At 46.2% G+C, this 15,522-nt stretch carries 13 protein-coding genes; all 13 read right to left on the bottom strand.

Annotated features, from left to right (window positions below):
* Positions 1-21: 21 nt before the first annotated feature.
* From J3P35_RS08995 to J3P35_RS08935, 13 genes are read right to left on the bottom strand one after another with little or no spacing between them, the layout of a single operon-like run.
* Positions 22-369: a cytochrome C oxidase subunit IV family protein gene (locus tag J3P35_RS08995; protein WP_210463988.1), complete on the bottom strand. Its 348-nt coding sequence runs from the start codon at positions 367-369 to the stop codon at positions 22-24.
* 28 nt (positions 370-397) lie between these two features.
* A complete protein-coding gene (locus J3P35_RS08990; RefSeq protein ID WP_210463987.1) occupies positions 398-1,144 on the bottom strand; it encodes a cytochrome c oxidase subunit 3 in 747 nt (248 codons plus the stop codon).
* Positions 1,145-1,160: 16 nt separating this feature from the next.
* Positions 1,161-1,736 carry a cytochrome c oxidase subunit 3 gene (locus J3P35_RS08985; protein WP_210463986.1) on the bottom strand — a complete coding sequence of 192 codons (576 nt, stop codon included), beginning with the start codon at positions 1,734-1,736 and terminating at the stop codon, positions 1,161-1,163.
* A gap of 17 nt (positions 1,737-1,753) precedes the next feature.
* Complete coding sequence (cyoE, locus tag J3P35_RS08980; RefSeq protein WP_246850046.1) at positions 1,754-2,650, bottom strand: heme o synthase; 897 nt, start codon at positions 2,648-2,650, stop codon at positions 1,754-1,756.
* Between the two features lie 8 nt (positions 2,651-2,658).
* A complete protein-coding gene (locus J3P35_RS08975) occupies positions 2,659-3,735 on the bottom strand; it encodes a COX15/CtaA family protein (RefSeq protein ID WP_210463985.1) in 1,077 nt (358 codons plus the stop codon).
* 6 nt (positions 3,736-3,741) lie between these two features.
* Complete coding sequence (locus J3P35_RS08970) at positions 3,742-5,574, bottom strand: cytochrome c oxidase subunit I (protein ID WP_210463984.1); 1,833 nt, start codon at positions 5,572-5,574, stop codon at positions 3,742-3,744.
* A gap of 23 nt (positions 5,575-5,597) precedes the next feature.
* Positions 5,598-6,659 carry a cytochrome c oxidase subunit II gene (locus tag J3P35_RS08965; protein ID WP_210463983.1) on the bottom strand — a complete coding sequence of 354 codons (1,062 nt, stop codon included), beginning with the start codon at positions 6,657-6,659 and terminating at the stop codon, positions 5,598-5,600.
* 24 nt (positions 6,660-6,683) lie between these two features.
* Entirely contained in the window at positions 6,684-7,967 is a 1,284-nt protein-coding gene (locus J3P35_RS08960) for a quinol:cytochrome C oxidoreductase (protein ID WP_246850045.1), read from the bottom strand.
* A 20-nt stretch (positions 7,968-7,987) separates the two neighbouring features.
* Positions 7,988-8,698 carry a c-type cytochrome gene (locus J3P35_RS08955; RefSeq protein ID WP_210463982.1) on the bottom strand — a complete coding sequence of 237 codons (711 nt, stop codon included), beginning with the start codon at positions 8,696-8,698 and terminating at the stop codon, positions 7,988-7,990.
* The gene (locus tag J3P35_RS08950; protein ID WP_210463981.1) at positions 8,698-9,222 is read right to left on the bottom strand and encodes a DUF3341 domain-containing protein; all 525 of its coding nucleotides are present in this window, start codon (positions 9,220-9,222) and stop codon (positions 8,698-8,700) included. Before J3P35_RS08950 ends, J3P35_RS08955 begins: the two co-directional genes overlap by 1 nt.
* Positions 9,215-10,636: an NrfD/PsrC family molybdoenzyme membrane anchor subunit gene (gene nrfD / locus J3P35_RS08945; RefSeq protein ID WP_210463980.1), complete on the bottom strand. Its 1,422-nt coding sequence runs from the start codon at positions 10,634-10,636 to the stop codon at positions 9,215-9,217. Before nrfD ends, J3P35_RS08950 begins: the two co-directional genes overlap by 8 nt.
* An 18-nt stretch (positions 10,637-10,654) precedes the next feature.
* Entirely contained in the window at positions 10,655-13,666 is a 3,012-nt protein-coding gene (locus J3P35_RS08940; protein WP_210463979.1) for a TAT-variant-translocated molybdopterin oxidoreductase, read from the bottom strand.
* Between the two features lie 36 nt (positions 13,667-13,702).
* Positions 13,703-15,022 carry a c-type cytochrome gene (locus J3P35_RS08935; protein WP_246850044.1) on the bottom strand — a complete coding sequence of 440 codons (1,320 nt, stop codon included), beginning with the start codon at positions 15,020-15,022 and terminating at the stop codon, positions 13,703-13,705.
* Positions 15,023-15,522 lie beyond the last annotated feature (500 nt).

Genomic DNA, 15,522 nt, shown 5'->3' with positions numbered 1-15,522 from the left:
CTAGGGCTTTTTTTGGACTCATTATTTGAAGTAATTGAAAACTGACTCTCCGTAGAAAGTACCCTCTACCAGTAAGGCAACAAGTAACCAAACCAATAATACGGTAGGCACCAGAATCGCCCAGATCAGGCCTTTGGTCTCATGCTTTAAGTGCATGAATTCAGCTACAATGTAAAACGCCTTGAACAAGGTAAGTCCAATAAAGATTGCGTTACGCAAAGTACCTGGATCCATGAAGAAAGCGAAGGCAAACTCAACTGCGGTAATCGCAACAAGAATGAAGAAAGTCTTCCAGATGATTTTGGTCTGCGCTTTTGGAATTTCGCCGGTGTGGGCGAACTCGTCGGTATTGTGTGAATGCGATGCCATGTCTATTCAGTTTTAATCAATTCAACAATTACACTAAGTAGAAGAAGGTGAATACAAACACCCAAACCAAGTCTACAAAGTGCCAGTAAAGACCTACTTTCTCTACCATTTCATAGTGTCCTCTTCTATGGTATACGCCATTCACGGTGTTGAAGAAAATAAGGATCAACAATACCACACCAGAGAATACGTGGGTTCCGTGGAAACCGGTAATGAAGAAGAACAAATCAGCGAACAAAGGTGGTCCGTACTGGTTCACAATCAGGTTGGCACCGTGAATCACACTACCATCGGCTAATTTCATGCCTTCCTCTGTTCCAGAGATAAAGTGTGTCCACTCCCATGCCTGGCAACCCAAGAACATAGAACCGAACAGGATAGTCCACAACAACCATTTCTGCACATCATTTTTATCCATTCTGTGTCCTGCTTCCACAGCCAATACCATGGTTACAGAAGAAAGAATCAGGATCATGGTCATTAAGGCCACAAAAGCCAATGGCCAGTCTACCCCATGGAAACCAGGAAATGCATTGAAAACTTTATCTGGAATTGGCCACCACTGGGTTGAGAAAGTGAATGCATCGTGAGCTCCTTCGTAGGCTTGGTGCCGGTGACGGGCCAGTCCGTAGGTAGTTAAGAAAGCAGCAAAGGTGAAGGCATCTGATAAGAGGAAAAACCACATCATCAGTTTACCATAACTTACCTTGAAAGGCTCGTTCCCTCCATCCCAGGTGCCAGTGTTAGGCTGCTCAAAGGTTGTTGTTTGCGACATATGTGTTACAGAATTATTAATGGTTCAAAACTAGGAATACGTATAAGTAGATCCACAGAGCGCCTAAGAAGTGCCAGTAAATGGTGCACAACTCAATACGGGTAAGGTTTCTGGAATGTACTTTGTACTTGAGTGCCGAAATTACTACAATAATTAGAAAAATTAACCCCGTGATCAGGTGAAATGCGTGAACACCGGTTAATACATACAGAAAAGAGCCAGATGGGTTAGAAGTGCTTCCGCCAAAGTAGACGTTATTCTGCACCAACTCGCCCCAACCCTGCCATTGGCCTACAAGGAAAGCAGTACCAGCTACTATAGTCAGCAACAAGGCAATCTTCAGGTTCTTCAGGTTATCTTTCTTAGCAGAGACATAAGCCCATTGCATGAAAATACTGCTCAGAATCAGTACAATGGTATTGATAAGCAGTACAGACGGCAGGTCAAACTCCAGCCAGTTTCCTTCTTCCCGGCGCACAATGTAGGCACTGGTGAAGGCCGCAAACATCATCACAATGCTTACGATCAATAAAATAAGCATGAACTTCAACGGGTTTACCCGTCTTTGCTCTGCCTGTATTTCTGGATTCATTATCATTACTTACTCTTTTATAAGCTATCTACCACAAAAGCAATCTGCACAATTGGCAAGTATAAGAACGAACCAAACATGATGTTCATGGCTGCCCGTTTAGAGCAGGTATGCATGAGATAGAAAGTCTGCATTAAAAACAAAACACCACATACCACCGCAATAAAGGCGGAGGTTTTCCCTGCCATCCCAAACTGCATAGGCAACAAGCCCAGCGGAATAAGCAGTAACGTATAGATCATGATCTGAATGGCTGTCTTCAGGTTCTTTCCACCTGCCATGGGCAACATCTTAAACCCAGCTTTCTTGTAATCGTCATCCAACACCCAGGCAATGGCCCAGAAATGCGGGAACTGCCAGATAAACTGAATCCCGAAAAGAATCCATGCCTCTACTCCTATGTAACCAGTAGCGGCTACCCAACCAATCAAAGGAGGTAAACCACCAGGTATGGCCCCTACAAACACACAGATAGGAGAAATTCTCTTCAATGGTGTGTAGAAGAAGCCGTAAAGCAGTAATGACAGGAATGACAAGGCTGCTGCCAGCCAGTTGAAATATAATCCTAATAGTCCCACTCCGGCCAGGCATAGCAGAATGCAGAAAATAATGGCTTCCTGCACTGAAAGCAAGCCCGTAGGGAGCGGCCGTTTGGCGGTTCTCTTCATCATCTTGTCCAAGTCTTTTTCAAGCACCTGGTTAATGATGTTGGCAGAACCAGTCACTAATAAACCACCCAGCATTACCAAAGCGGTATCAACCCAGGGAGCGTTTGGTCTGCCTAGCAGGAAACCAATTGCACTGGAGAAAGCTACCGTGGCTGAAAGCCGGAACTTTAAAAGCTGAAAATAAGCGGTTGCTTTACTCATGGCCGATGATGTCTGGGCACTGGATGTTACGTCTTGTACGTACATAAACGTGTTTATGCCACCAATTCGGGTGAAGGTTGATTTGGTTTGTGTGCGTAATAATAAATCATGAGCAGCAGAAACTGCAGCCCGAACAATAAAGTCCCAAAGAGCAAATGAAGTGGTTGCGCCATTGCCGGCAAAGCCAGGTAAGCAAGAATAATCCCTAACAGAATCTCCGCTGCAATAACCACCAGGATAGCTTTGGCAATCAACACCAGGTTGGCATTACCTAACCTCTTCATTGAAATATAGAGCGCTACATTCATGACCACCAGCAGGATGGAAAGTGAACGGTGCACATAGAACTGGGTGCCAAGCTTTTCAATCCAGGTTTCTCTACCCAGGTTGTTGGCTCCAAATGCCACCAGATCTACTTGCTCCCTTACCTGCGTTCCCAGAATCACCTGAAAGAAAGTGAGCAGCAATACTCCCACCAACAAGAACTTCAGCTTGCCGGAAGGGATGACAAAATCTGCAAAGAGCTTTTCTCTCTCTACCCTGATGACAATGTAGATCAACAAGGCAACCATTACCAAAGCCAAAGCCATGTGTAAGGTTACCATCTCGGGCAAAAGGTTGGTGGAAACCACCAATGAACCCAGCCAGCCCTGAAAACCAACCAGGAATAAAGAGGCTACTGCTCCCCAGAAAACCTTAGGGTCTCTTTTGAGAAAGGGAAAAGAGTAAAGAACTGTTAAAACAATTAAAAGCCCAATCACTACTCCTACCAACCTGTTCATATATTCAATCCACGTTTTGGTGGCATTGAACTCCGTTTCAATGTACTGAGACGGATGCGCGAAAATCTCCTGGGCCACTTGGGTGAAACCTAATCCCTGCAGAACTCGGCCAATGCGTTCATTCTTCTGGATGCGCTTCTCTTTATACACCTCCAGGTAATCTGAAGGTAACTGCTCTAAACTAGTGGGGGGGACCCACGATCCGAAGCACTTCGGCCAGTCTGGACAACCCATCCCGGAACCCGTGCTACGAACGATCCCCCCTACTAAAATCAATATATAGACAGAAGCAATAGTGAGTACTCCTATGCGCTTAAACCTTTTAATAATAAAAGATTCGTCCTTCATTAGTTACTATTCAGTGTCTCTCTCGTGCGGCAGGTTTGAGGACTGCGTTTGAGAGAAAGGTACGTTTTGTGGAATGAAGTCCTCAGGAGCACCTGGCTTGCTATAGTCATAAGGCCATCTGTAAACTACCGGAAGCGGACCCGGCCAGTTGCCGTGACCCGGATTAACCGGAGTTGTCCACTCCAAGGTATTTGATTTCCAAGGGTTCTCTGTTGCTCTTCTACCTCTGAAGATGCTGTAGACGAAGTTGAACAGGAAGAAGAACTGAGCAACGAAAGCCACAATCGCAGCCACGGTAATGAAAGTGTTCATATCCATGAACTTGTTGAAGGTCTCAAAACCAGTCCAGGTGTAGTATCTTCTTGGGAAACCAGCAATACCAATGTAGTGCATCGGCATGAAGATCAGGTACACGCAAGCGAAGGTGATCCAGAAGTGAAGGTAACCCAGTTTCTCCTCCATCATACGACCAAACATCTTAGGGAACCAGTGGTAAACACCCGCAAACATCCCAAAGAAAGCCGCGCTACCCATCACCAAGTGGAAGTGAGCCACTACGAAGTAAGTATCGTGCAATTGAATATCCAGCGCAGAGTTACCTAGGATGATACCGGTTACTCCACCTGAGATGAAGAGCGATACGAAAGCAACAGAGAACAACATAGCCGGAGTGAAGTTGATATTACCTCTCCACAGCGTTGCAATCCAGTTGAACACCTTCACCGCAGAAGGAACCGCAATGATCAGGGTCAGGAACATGAACACAGATCCCAGGAACGGATTCATACCTGAAACGAACATGTGGTGGGCCCACACCACGAAAGAAAGCAGGGCAATACCTAACATTGAACCAATCATGGCACGGTAACCGAAAATAGGTTTACGTGAGTTGGTGGCGATAATTTCAGATACAATACCAAAAGTAGGCAGAATCACGATGTATACCTCTGGGTGACCCAGGAACCAGAACAAGTGCTGGAACAATACCGGGCTACCACCAGTGTGCGTTAAAGCCTCACCCGCTACATAGATATCAGACAAGAAGAAGCTGGTACCAAATGAACGGTCAAAGATCAGCAATAAGGCAGCAGAGAAAAGAACCGGGAAGGCAAGCAGACCCAACACAGCAGTCAGGAAGAAAGCCCAGATGGTCAAAGGCAGCTTAGTCATAGACAAGCCACGGGTACGCATGTTGATTACGGTAGTAATGTAGTTCACACCACCCAACAACTGGGATACGATGAACAAAGCCATACTAACCAACCACATGGTCATACCAGCACCTGAACCAGCGATTGCTTGTGGCAAGGCGCTAAGCGGTGGATAAACCGTCCAACCACCTGCGGCAGGTCCGGTCTCCAAGAAGAGTGAGTAGAACATAATCACACTGGCCAGGAAGAAGAACCAGAAAGATAGCATGTTCATGAAACCAGAAGCCATGTCACGCGCACCAATCTGAAGCGGGATCAGGAAGTTACTGAACGTTCCAGAAAGACCAGCCGTCAGTACAAAGAACACCATGATGGTTCCGTGCATGGTCACCAAAGCCAGGTAGAACTCTGGGTTCAGCTTACCACCATCTACCCATTTGCCCAGAATTGGCTCAAGGAAGGTGAAAGTAGCCTCCGGGAAACCTAACTGCATCCGGAATAAGCTGGAGAGAACACCTCCAATCACAGCCCAGAAGATACCAGCAAAAAGGAACTGCTTCGCGATAACTTTATGGTCTTGGCTGAAGATGTACTTCTCTATGAAACTCTGATCATGGTCATGGTCATCATGATGATCATCGTGCCCTAAGTGCACATCTTTATGTAATGAAATATCCGTACTAGACATACAATACTGTTAAAAAAGTATAACTATTGTTTTGATGCAGTTGCTCCGGCACCTGCGGCTTCAGAAGAATTAAGCGCTACAGCAGCAGTGCTGTCAGCTGGAGCTGCTTGAAGTTGCACACTGAAGGTCTTTTGCTGTTGGGCAGCCACCCACTTCTGATAGTCTTCAGGCTCATCCACAATCATGGTCATTTTCATCGCAAAGTGACCACGTCCACAAACCTCTGTACAAGCCAATTCATACTGGAAGTTGGCATTACCAGTCTCAGACTGCATTTCAGAAGTAGTTTTAGTAGGAATAAACCAGAAGGAGGTTGGCATTCCTGGTACGGCATCCATCTTCACCCGGAAGTGAGGAAGGAACACACTGTGAATTACATCTCTTGATCTGATTTTCAAGAGAACTGGTACACCCTTGGGTACGTGGAAAGCACTTGGTTCAGCAGGGAAATCGTCCTTGGCATTCTGGTCATTCAGGTCAATACCAAATTCATTTGTGGCATCAATTAAGGTATGCTTCACATGACCAAGTTTGTTATCTGCGCCTGGGTAGCGGATAAGCCAGTTGAACTGCTTACCCATTACCTCTACTACCACTGCATTGTCCGGAGCAGGGCTGGTGATTTTAGCCCAAGTCTTCCAGCCTGAGAACACCAGGAGTGCCATTACCACAGCAGGAATTACAGTCCAGATGATCTCAATTTTGTTGTTGTGAGGATAGTAGTAAGCGCGCTTTCCGTCTTGATGCTGATACTTATAAGAGTATACAAACAATAAGATGTGGGTCAGGACAAATACAAAGCCAATGATGGCCATGGTAAGCCAGAACATACTGTCAATGGCGATACCGTGCTCAGAGGCAAGTGGTAAAGTCATTTCTTCTTTGGAAGAAGCAAAAGACCATACAAAAAGGGCTCCCATCACAAAAAGGAACACCAGTAAAAGAGCGGCATTTACCTTGTTGCTTGTTCCTATATCACGTCTGTAGCTTCCTTTAAAGATTGAAGCCAATACCTGAATCCTGAATAAGAGATAAAGGACGACCAGTAAAAGGAGGATTGATAGTGCTACTGCAATTGTAATCATTATCCGTGTCTTTAAAATTAAGTCTTAAACGTGATGGTGAACACTTTCTTCCAGGAAGGGGTGATTCACAGGAACCAAAGAAGCTTTGCTGAGCTCTTTTGTGTATCTGAGCAGGAAAATCCCTAAGAAAGTCAATGCTGTACCAATTTCAATCAGTCCAAAGCCACTTTCGCCGCCCATAGTACCTGGCATGATCATCATGTAGAAGTCAAACCAGTGACCAATCAGGATGGCAATACATACAATCTTCAAAATAAGCATCTGGCGTTTTGCATCTCTTGTCATAAGAACAAGGAAAGGGAACGCAAAGTTTATTAACAAGTTGAAGAAGAAGATCCAGGTATAGTGGTTGTTGTTACCGCCCAATCGCTCCTGGAAGTAGATAACCTCTTCCGGAATGTTGGCATACCAGTACAGCATGAATTGGGAGAACCAGATGTAAGTCCAGAAAATGCTGAAACCGAAAATGAATTTACCTAAGTCGTGCAGGTGGTTAGAAGTTACCATGGTCAGGTAACCCATTTGCTTCAGGATGATAATGGTAAGGGTGATGGCAGCAAGTCCAGATACCCACCAGCTGGCAAATACATACCAACCGAACATAGTACTGAACCAGTGCGTGTCAATTGACAACACCCAGTCCCAGGCCGACATAGAGGAAGTAACCCCGAAGATCACCAAGAAGGTAGCACCCAATCTGATGCTTTTGTTGTAATGGTCAAGACCGCCGTTCAAATCTTCAGAGATAGATTCTCTTCTCAGCCATTTGAAGAACAGGAACCATAGAGTAAAGTAAGCTACCATCCTAATCACGTAGAAGGTAACATTCAGGTAACCGCTCTTCCCTACAATGATAGGGTCATAGTTTGGATTACCCACTTCATGTACAGAATGGTCGGTCCAGTGGAATAAGGTATTATGACCGGTGAACAAAATGGGCAGTAAGAATACCAATACCATTACAATACCACCTACCAGGATATAACTACCTAAGGCTTCAGGAATACGTTTGATGGATGCGGACCATCCAGCATAAGCTACATACTGGATAGATACCCAAAGTATGCCCACTACGGAAATACCCGTAAAGTACACATTGTTCATCCAGAGGTTAGCCAATAAACGCTGTCCCCAACCTGCTGCATGATGCCCTGCAGCGGCAGCTTCTCCATGTCCTTCTCCATGTCCGCCACTTGAGTTAGCAGCAATGACAAGACCAACTGCCAGGAGAATTAACCCGATAGCGATCATGAAGAAGAACCGCTTGGTGGCTCTTGCAGGGATGTTTAGTCTTTCTTCAGTTATCATTTCTAAAAATACCTTTAAGGTTAGTTACGCGTATCCTTGGTTGGATCTGCTGTAGTACCTGTTACTGGGTTTGTATTCTGATCTGTACTTGCGCCTGCCGGAGCATCTGTTGACTGTGATCCGGTGTCAGCGGCATCAGCGCCACTAGCATCTGTGATGCCTTTCTGCAGCTGTTGCACATACATGGAGATTTTCCAGCGCTCTTCCGCGTTCACTTGTGTACCATGCGGCATCATACGTCCACGGCCATTCGTAATCACGTGCCAGATATGACCTACCGGTAATGTAGCGTAACGACCCTGAGTATAATTTGGAACCCCTTTGAATTTAGCTCCAACCAATCCATCACCCTGTCCTGTTTCGCCGTGGCAAGGAGAACAAAAACGCAGGTAAAGTACTTTTCCTTCTTCCAGGTTCTGCGTAGTTCTGGCAATTGGGTTTACCAGTTCACGTCCGGCTACTTCTGCACTGTCTTTGGAAATATGGGTGTAAAGCCCAAGTTTACCTCTGGCAATAGTATTGGCCGCAGGAACCCGCATGTTCAATCCACCTGGGTTGATAGCGTTTTTGTTATCAGCCAGCTGCTTCAATGGTTCGTATGCCACCGGATAATACATGTCTGGCGCATATTCTAGTGCTTGTTCCTGATCACTTCTGCCACAAGAAGCAAGGAGAGCAGAAGAGAAAAGAATCAAGGAGGCCTTTGCCCCTGTTCTAAAGAAATTGTTCATTATTTAACTACCTCCTTCTCGTTTACTTCAATAGCTCCGTGTGAACGGAGAAGATCATTCAACTTATTGATGTCAGTTCCTTCTTTCAATTCGATGGCCATCACGTATTTGTCATCTGTTGAACGCACATCCAGAACAGGAACCTTCAAGGTTGGGCGCAGGCCACTGATGATAAAGAACGTAATTACCATCCCAAAGGCCGCGCAAAGTACGGTTAACTCAAAGGTTACCGGGATAAAGCTTGGCAGGGCGATATGCGGTTTACCACCAATGATCATTGGCCAGTCAAAACCAAGCATGTAAATCTGCATCCAAAGCGCAAAAGAGGTTCCGCACAGGCCACAGAAGAAGGCTACAATCGGTAATCTTGAACGCTGGATTCCTAACACATCGTCAATTCCGTGAATTGGGTATGGTGAGAAAACATCGTAGATCTTAGTGCCTGCTGCCCGAGTCTGTTCAATGGCGTTCAGCAGCACATCCTCGTCGTTGAATACCCCGAGTATATATTTCTTACTAGTCATGTTTGTGAGAGTTGTTAGGTGCTGTGCCATGCAATGATGCGCCTGGGTTGTGGGTGTGGCTTACCCCCGTAGACGATTTCAAAATTGATTTTACCTCTGCCATGTTCACTACTGGGAAGAACTTGGCGAAAAGAAGGAACAAGGTAAAGAACAAACCTATCGTACCTACATAGATTCCCACATCAATAGAAGTTGGGGAGAACATTACCCAGCTAGATGGCAAGAAGTCACGGTGCAGAGACGTTACAATGATTACGAAACGCTCAAACCACATCCCGATGTTTACGAAGATAGAGATGATGAACGTAGCAGTTAAGCTGCGACGGATAGAGCGGAACCAGAATAACTGAGGCGTGATTACGTTACAGGTCATCATTGACCAGTAAGCCCACCAATAAGGACCAGTAGCACGGTTAATGAAAGCGTATTGCTCGTATTCCACCCCAGAGTACCAGGCAATGAAGAACTCAGTGATATACGCCACCCCTACAATAGAACCTGTCAAAGTGATTACTTTGTTCATAGACTCTACGTGCTCTAGGGTGATGTAGTCTTCCAGTTTGAAGGTTTTGCGGGTAATGATCATCAGGGTCAATACCATCGCGAAACCAGAGAAGATCGCACCAGCCACGAAGTATGGAGGGAAGATAGTGGTGTGCCAGCCTGGGATAACGGAAGTTGCAAAGTCCATGGATACGATGGTGTGTACCGAAAGTACCAGCGGCGTTGCTAAACCTGCCAGAATCAGGGAAACAGTCTCATAACGTGACCAGTGTTTGGCAGAACCTGTCCAGTTAAAGCTTAACAAGGCGTAAGCTCGGCGGGCGATTGGTCCGGTAGCTCTGTCACGGATGGTGGCAAAGTCAGGAATAAGACCGATGTACCAGAATACCAGGGATACAGAGAAGTAAGTACTGATCGCGAACACGTCCCAAAGAAGCGGGGAGTTGAAGTTCACCCAAAGGGAACCAAACGTGTTAGGAAGCGGCAATACCCAGTAAGCTAACCAAGGACGGCCCATGTGCAGAACCGGGAACATGGCCGCGCAGATTACCGCGAAAATGGTCATCGCCTCAGCGGCGCGGTTAATGGAAGTTCTCCATTTCTGGCGGAACAACAACAAGATCGCGGAGATAAGGGTACCGGCGTGACCAATACCTACCCACCATACGAAGTTGGTGATATCCCATGCCCAACCTACTGTTTTATTAAGACCCCACTCTCCAATACCGAACCATAAGGTCCGGTATACAGAGTAGATAAAGATGCCGAGGAAAACCAGAGCAACCCCCAGGGCCACCATCCAACGCATGTTCGGCTTGGCTTCCACCTGCCGACATACGTCTTCCGTGATGTCTGCATAAGTTTTACCCCCGGTTACTAAGGGCTCTCTTATCGGAGATACGTGCTGCATATATCTTTTTGAGTTAAATTAAGCTTGGTTTCTGATTTTGGTTAAGTAAGTCACGTTTGGCTGAGTGTTCAACTCTTCCAATACGTGGAAAGCACGTTCGCCTTTCTCTCTGTTCAGGATTTGTGATACCTGGCTGTTTGGATCCAGCATATCCCCGAATATGATTGCGTTGGTTGGGCAAGCCTGCGCACATGCAGTGACAATCTCTCCATCCACCGGACGACGGCTTTCTTTCTTAGCTTCCAATTTACCGTATTGGATACGTTGTACGCAGAAGGAGCACTTCTCCATTACACCGCGTGAACGCACGGTCACATCTGGGTTCAACACCATTTTACCGAGGTCGTTGTTCATTTGGTAGTCGAACTTCTCGTTGTTGGCATAGTTGAACCAGTTGAAACGACGCACTTTATACGGGCAGTTGTTTGCGCAGTAACGGGTACCCACGCAACGGTTGTACACCATCTGGTTGATACCTTCGGTGCTGTGCATGGTAGCTGCTACCGGACATACTGTCTCACATGGTGCGTGGTTACAGTGCTGGCAAAGCATTGGCTGGAAGATAACGGAAGGATTCTCTGAAGGATTCTCCATTTTCTCAAAGCCGCCGTCCTCACGGGTTGAATCACTGCTGTAGTAACGGTCAATACGTAACCAGTGCATTTCGCGGCGGTTCAGTACTTCTTGCTTACCTACTACCGGTACGTTGTTTTCTACCTGGCAGCTGATGGTACAAGTTCCGCAACCAATACAAGAGTTCAGGTCAATGACCATACCCCAATGGTGGTTCTTGTACTCATAATCCTGCCAAAGTGAGATTTTCTGTGGTTTCTGAGGACCGTCCGGGGTAGCAATTTTAATATACTCCGTTACGCTCTTAGGATCTTTCTGGTAGTTAGCCAGGGTATTCTCCTGTACCACAATACGTCCCATTACGGTATGGTGCGTCTGGGTCTGAGCAATTGGTTTATCAGCACCAACTTTGGTGATGGATACAGTATTAGCAAACTGAAGAGAATCTCCAGTTACGGATACCAAAGGATACACATTGGCTCCTACGTTGTTTCCTGCTTGACCTGCATGGGTACGGCCGTATCCAATAGCGATAGCGATGGTGTCAACTGCCTGACCAGGCTGGATAAGCGCAGGTAATTCAATGGATTTTCCATTGGCAGTTACCCTGATCACATCATTCTGCTCAATCTCCAATCTCTTGGCAGTAGCAGTAGAAATGGCGGCGTAGTTATCCCAGGTAGCTTTGGTAGTTGGGTCAGACATCTCCTGCAACCAAGGGTTGTTGGTGTGCTGTCCAGCGCCAATCGCTACTTTCTCGTAAATCTCAAGCTCTAGGTTGTTTCCACCTGCGGCACGTCCACCTTTATTGATGCTTACGGCAGCAGCAGCCAGCGTCATTGGGGCAACAGGAGCGGTAGGCTCGTTGGCACCAGTGGTTCCGGTGGCAACTCCGTCGTGGGCTACTTTATCCCAACCAGCCGCACCTCCTACAATACCTGACCATGTACGTTGGATAACAGTATAGAAATCGGAGGTAGAACCCGTCCATTTCAATAAGGAATCCTGCGCCTGTCTTGTATTGAAGATATTGGTGATGGTTGGCTGCGCAAGGCTTAAGAAACCTCTCTTAGGCTCATAGTCATTCCATGACTCCAGGAAGTGGTTGTCTGGGCAAACGTAGTCTACCAAAGCGGCAGTCTCATCAACTCTGTCTGCGAAAGAGATTTTCACGCCTACTTTCTTCAGACCGTTTACAACCTGTGCGCTAAGCGGATGGTCATAAACTGGGTTAGCTCCGTAGAAAATCACAGCGCCAACAGCTCCGGCGTTCATGTCATTGATGAGGCGCAGCATGCGGGAATCATCTCCCTGACGAACGTAAGATGGAGCAGCGGTATTTATGGTAGTTCCGTTGGCTCCTAATGCTCCGTTGATAGCAGTTACCAACGTCTGAACCGCAGGATCATTAGAATCTGATACTACCAAAGCAGCTCCACGGCTGGCCAACAATTCTTTGGCAGCGGCGTCAATTTGCTTCGTAACGCGGGTAGATGGCGCCTGGATGGCTGCTCCACCGGTACCGCCAGCAATTCTGTTATATAAAGCAGCAACCACGGCACCATACTCAGATGGTTTCACTGGTACACGTACGTCTGCGTTGGCTCCAGTCATAGACATGAAAGTCTCAAACTGGTAGTGACGAGACATGGTTGGTTTGTCTGCCGTTACTTTACGGTTGGTGATGTATTGTCTTGAATACTCCACTGGAGAAATCCAGCTTCCCAGGAAATCGGCCCCGATGGAAACGATCACTCTGGCTTTGCTGAAATCATAACCTGGCACCAGGCCACCATTGGCACGCAGCAACGCTGAAGCAGAGTTTGCATCATATGTTACGTGCTCGAAAGCAGGGAACTGGGCACCAAAATCACGGATTACCGCTTTGGTGCTTGGGCTGATGATGGTGTTTGACACCAATACCACTCTGCCCTGCACTCCGGTTAACCGGGTACGGATTTCCTGGTCAATTGCCTGCCAGGTAGTTGCTTTTCCTTTGGCAACTGGTCCTTTTAAACGGTTGTTATCATACAACGTCAGCAAGGAAGCCTGTGAACGAGAATGGGTACCGCCACCTGTGATAGGAGAAAGCGTGTTTCCTTCTACTTTGATAGGACGACCTTCCCGGGTTTTCACCAGGATTGGGTTGTAGATATCACCCATGAAATAAGTAGAGGCATACCAGTTAGGAACACCTGGCTCTACTTCTTCTGGCTTGTTAAGGTATGGGATTGCTTTACGTACCGGGGCCTCACAGGAGGCAAGCGTAGCGGCTGCCACACCAAAACCCAATAACTTTAAGAAATCACGTCTGGGAGCCACTTGGGAAGAAGTATCTCCTCCGTTAGCCTCACTTACTGGCAGGAACTCAGGAAACTCGTTGTGAGCATTCTTCTGGAATTCCGGAGTATTGTTTAACTCCTCTACCCCTCTCCAGTATTTAATTGTTTCTTGCATATATCTCAAAAACTCAAATTCAGGATATGGAATTGATTAGTAGTGGCACTTAGAACATTCTGTACCACCGTTAGACGCAACAATGAACGCGCCTTTTGATTGCTTCTCATGCAACTTTACTAAGTTGTCATAGTAAGCATTGCCTTCAGTATTAAGAGGGGTATTTCTGTGGCAATCAATACACCAACCCATGGTCAATGGAGAGTATTGTGCTACAACTTCCATTGTCTCAATAGGGCCGTGGCAAGTCTGACACTCTACGCCACCCACTTTTGTGTGCTGAGAGTGGTTGAAGTAAGCCAAGTCAGGCAGGTTATGTACCCTCACCCACTCAATTGGCTTGTTGTTTTCAATAGCACGATAGATCTTTTGGATTTCCGGCGACTCTTTCTTGATCTGGCTGTGGCAGTTCATACAGATGTTAGCCGATGGAATATTGGCACTTGAGCTCTTATAAACAGAGGTGTGGCAATAGTTACAGTTGATCTGGTGATCACCAGCGTGCAGTTTGTGGGAGAAAGCGATTGGCTGTCTTGGGGCATAACCCTGGTGAATACCAATACCCATTACTTTATCAATGGAGATATCAACCAGCACCACCACGAAGATCAGACCTACAATGATTCTAACCGCCTTAGACTTATAGATATTGGCGAAGTTGGTTCTGCGCTCCAGCATTTCCTGCTCAGCACCAGTCAAATCGCCTTTTCCTTTAAGGTAGTTTTTAAGAACAGAGGCAATAATCAACAAGGTAATTACCAATACAATCAACACTACTACCAATACGATTAGCAGAAGATCAACTGTGCCACCTACGTTACCTACAGCATTCTCGCCTACTTTCTCACCTGGTTTGGTTTCAGGACCGGCAGATGGAGCCGCAGCGGTTGCAGGAGCTGCGCTTTCGCTTTTGATATAGGCAATGATAGAACCGATTTCCTCATCAGAGAATGCGAAAGAAGGCATTTGCTGTTTCGCAAACTTGTTAAAAACCGCTACTGCGTCTTTGTCTCCGCTTTGGATCAGGGCACTGGAGTTCTTGATCCATTTCAGCAACCAGGCTTCTGATCTTCTCTTGTGCACATCACGCAGGCCAGGCCCAACCACAACATCTTCACCTACTGAGTGACACTGCACACAGTTGTTTTTGAAAAGAGTCATGCCGTTGTCAATAACGCCTGCGTCAGCACCGCCTCCTGCACCGGCGCCCGCTGCCGCTGGGGCCGGAGTTACGCCAGCTTTCCCAACAGCACCCGCTTCTTCAGGCGCCTGTGCGAAGGCGGATGAAAAAACAAAGAAGATGAAGAGAAAAGGGAGTAGGAAAGTATATTTTGCTCTCTTTTTACAGCTAATCATAGCTTAATTGTAGTGTTAAGAATAGTGAAAGTACATTACGGGCACAAATCTACTACCCGAACACCATTAATCAAACACAATATTCCTTATTTTTAGGGTATAAAAAGACCCCTGAAATGAGGTAGTTTCCTATGATAAACCCTTTATAACAGCCTGTTTAAGCACTATTTAGAACATTTATAAATTACTCAATCCTATTTCTTCATCCTGTTCACAGATCGCTTCAACCTTGTTCAACTAAGATGGCTCACTCCTTTCTTTCAAACCTTCTTCTCAGGTAAAATCCTATTTTAAGTTCCTATTTAAGAAAACAGCATTTATACTAATCTTGTATTAGTATATAAACCTGAAAAGTCGCGCTTAAAGCTGTTTTTATACTTTTTTCAGCGTTTGTCACCAATAAAGTTGAACATATTTCAGTTTTCACCTGAGGCTCCCTTAAAACTTCAACAAACTACTGTGGACAAGATTGCTTTTAATAGTTATAAAACACCCGCTAA

Origin of the sequence: Rufibacter roseolus (assembly GCF_017916365.1) — a bacterium.
GTDB classification, from domain to species: domain Bacteria; phylum Bacteroidota; class Bacteroidia; order Cytophagales; family Hymenobacteraceae; genus Nibribacter; species Nibribacter roseolus.
Note: the sequence above shows the minus strand (reverse complement) of the source record. Positions and strands in the feature narration are given on the sequence as shown.

What these genes read in the sequence shown, in the direction of transcription:
- J3P35_RS08990 (WP_210463987.1), bottom strand. Translation starts at nt 1,144, where the DNA reads ATGTCGCAAACAACAACCTTTGAGCAGCCTAACACTGGCACCTGGGAT.
- cyoE (WP_246850046.1), bottom strand. Translation starts at nt 2,650, where the DNA reads ATGTACGTACAAGACGTAACATCCAGTGCCCAGACATCATCGGCCATG.
- J3P35_RS08960 (WP_246850045.1), bottom strand. Translation starts at nt 7,967, where the DNA reads ATGATAACTGAAGAAAGACTAAACATCCCTGCAAGAGCCACCAAGCGG.
- nrfD (WP_210463980.1), bottom strand. Translation starts at nt 10,636, where the DNA reads ATGCAGCACGTATCTCCGATAAGAGAGCCCTTAGTAACCGGGGGTAAA.
- J3P35_RS08985 (WP_210463986.1), bottom strand. Translation starts at nt 1,736, where the DNA reads ATGAATCCAGAAATACAGGCAGAGCAAAGACGGGTAAACCCGTTGAAG.
- J3P35_RS08975 (WP_210463985.1), bottom strand. Translation starts at nt 3,735, where the DNA reads ATGAAGGACGAATCTTTTATTATTAAAAGGTTTAAGCGCATAGGAGTA.
- J3P35_RS08965 (WP_210463983.1), bottom strand. Translation starts at nt 6,659, where the DNA reads ATGATTACAATTGCAGTAGCACTATCAATCCTCCTTTTACTGGTCGTC.
- J3P35_RS08935 (WP_246850044.1), bottom strand. Translation starts at nt 15,022, where the DNA reads ATGATTAGCTGTAAAAAGAGAGCAAAATATACTTTCCTACTCCCTTTT.
- J3P35_RS08995 (WP_210463988.1), bottom strand. Translation starts at nt 369, where the DNA reads ATGGCATCGCATTCACACAATACCGACGAGTTCGCCCACACCGGCGAA.
- J3P35_RS08950 (WP_210463981.1), bottom strand. Translation starts at nt 9,222, where the DNA reads ATGACTAGTAAGAAATATATACTCGGGGTATTCAACGACGAGGATGTG.
- J3P35_RS08940 (WP_210463979.1), bottom strand. Translation starts at nt 13,666, where the DNA reads ATGCAAGAAACAATTAAATACTGGAGAGGGGTAGAGGAGTTAAACAAT.
- J3P35_RS08955 (WP_210463982.1), bottom strand. Translation starts at nt 8,698, where the DNA reads ATGAACAATTTCTTTAGAACAGGGGCAAAGGCCTCCTTGATTCTTTTC.
- J3P35_RS08970 (WP_210463984.1), bottom strand. Translation starts at nt 5,574, where the DNA reads ATGTCTAGTACGGATATTTCATTACATAAAGATGTGCACTTAGGGCAC.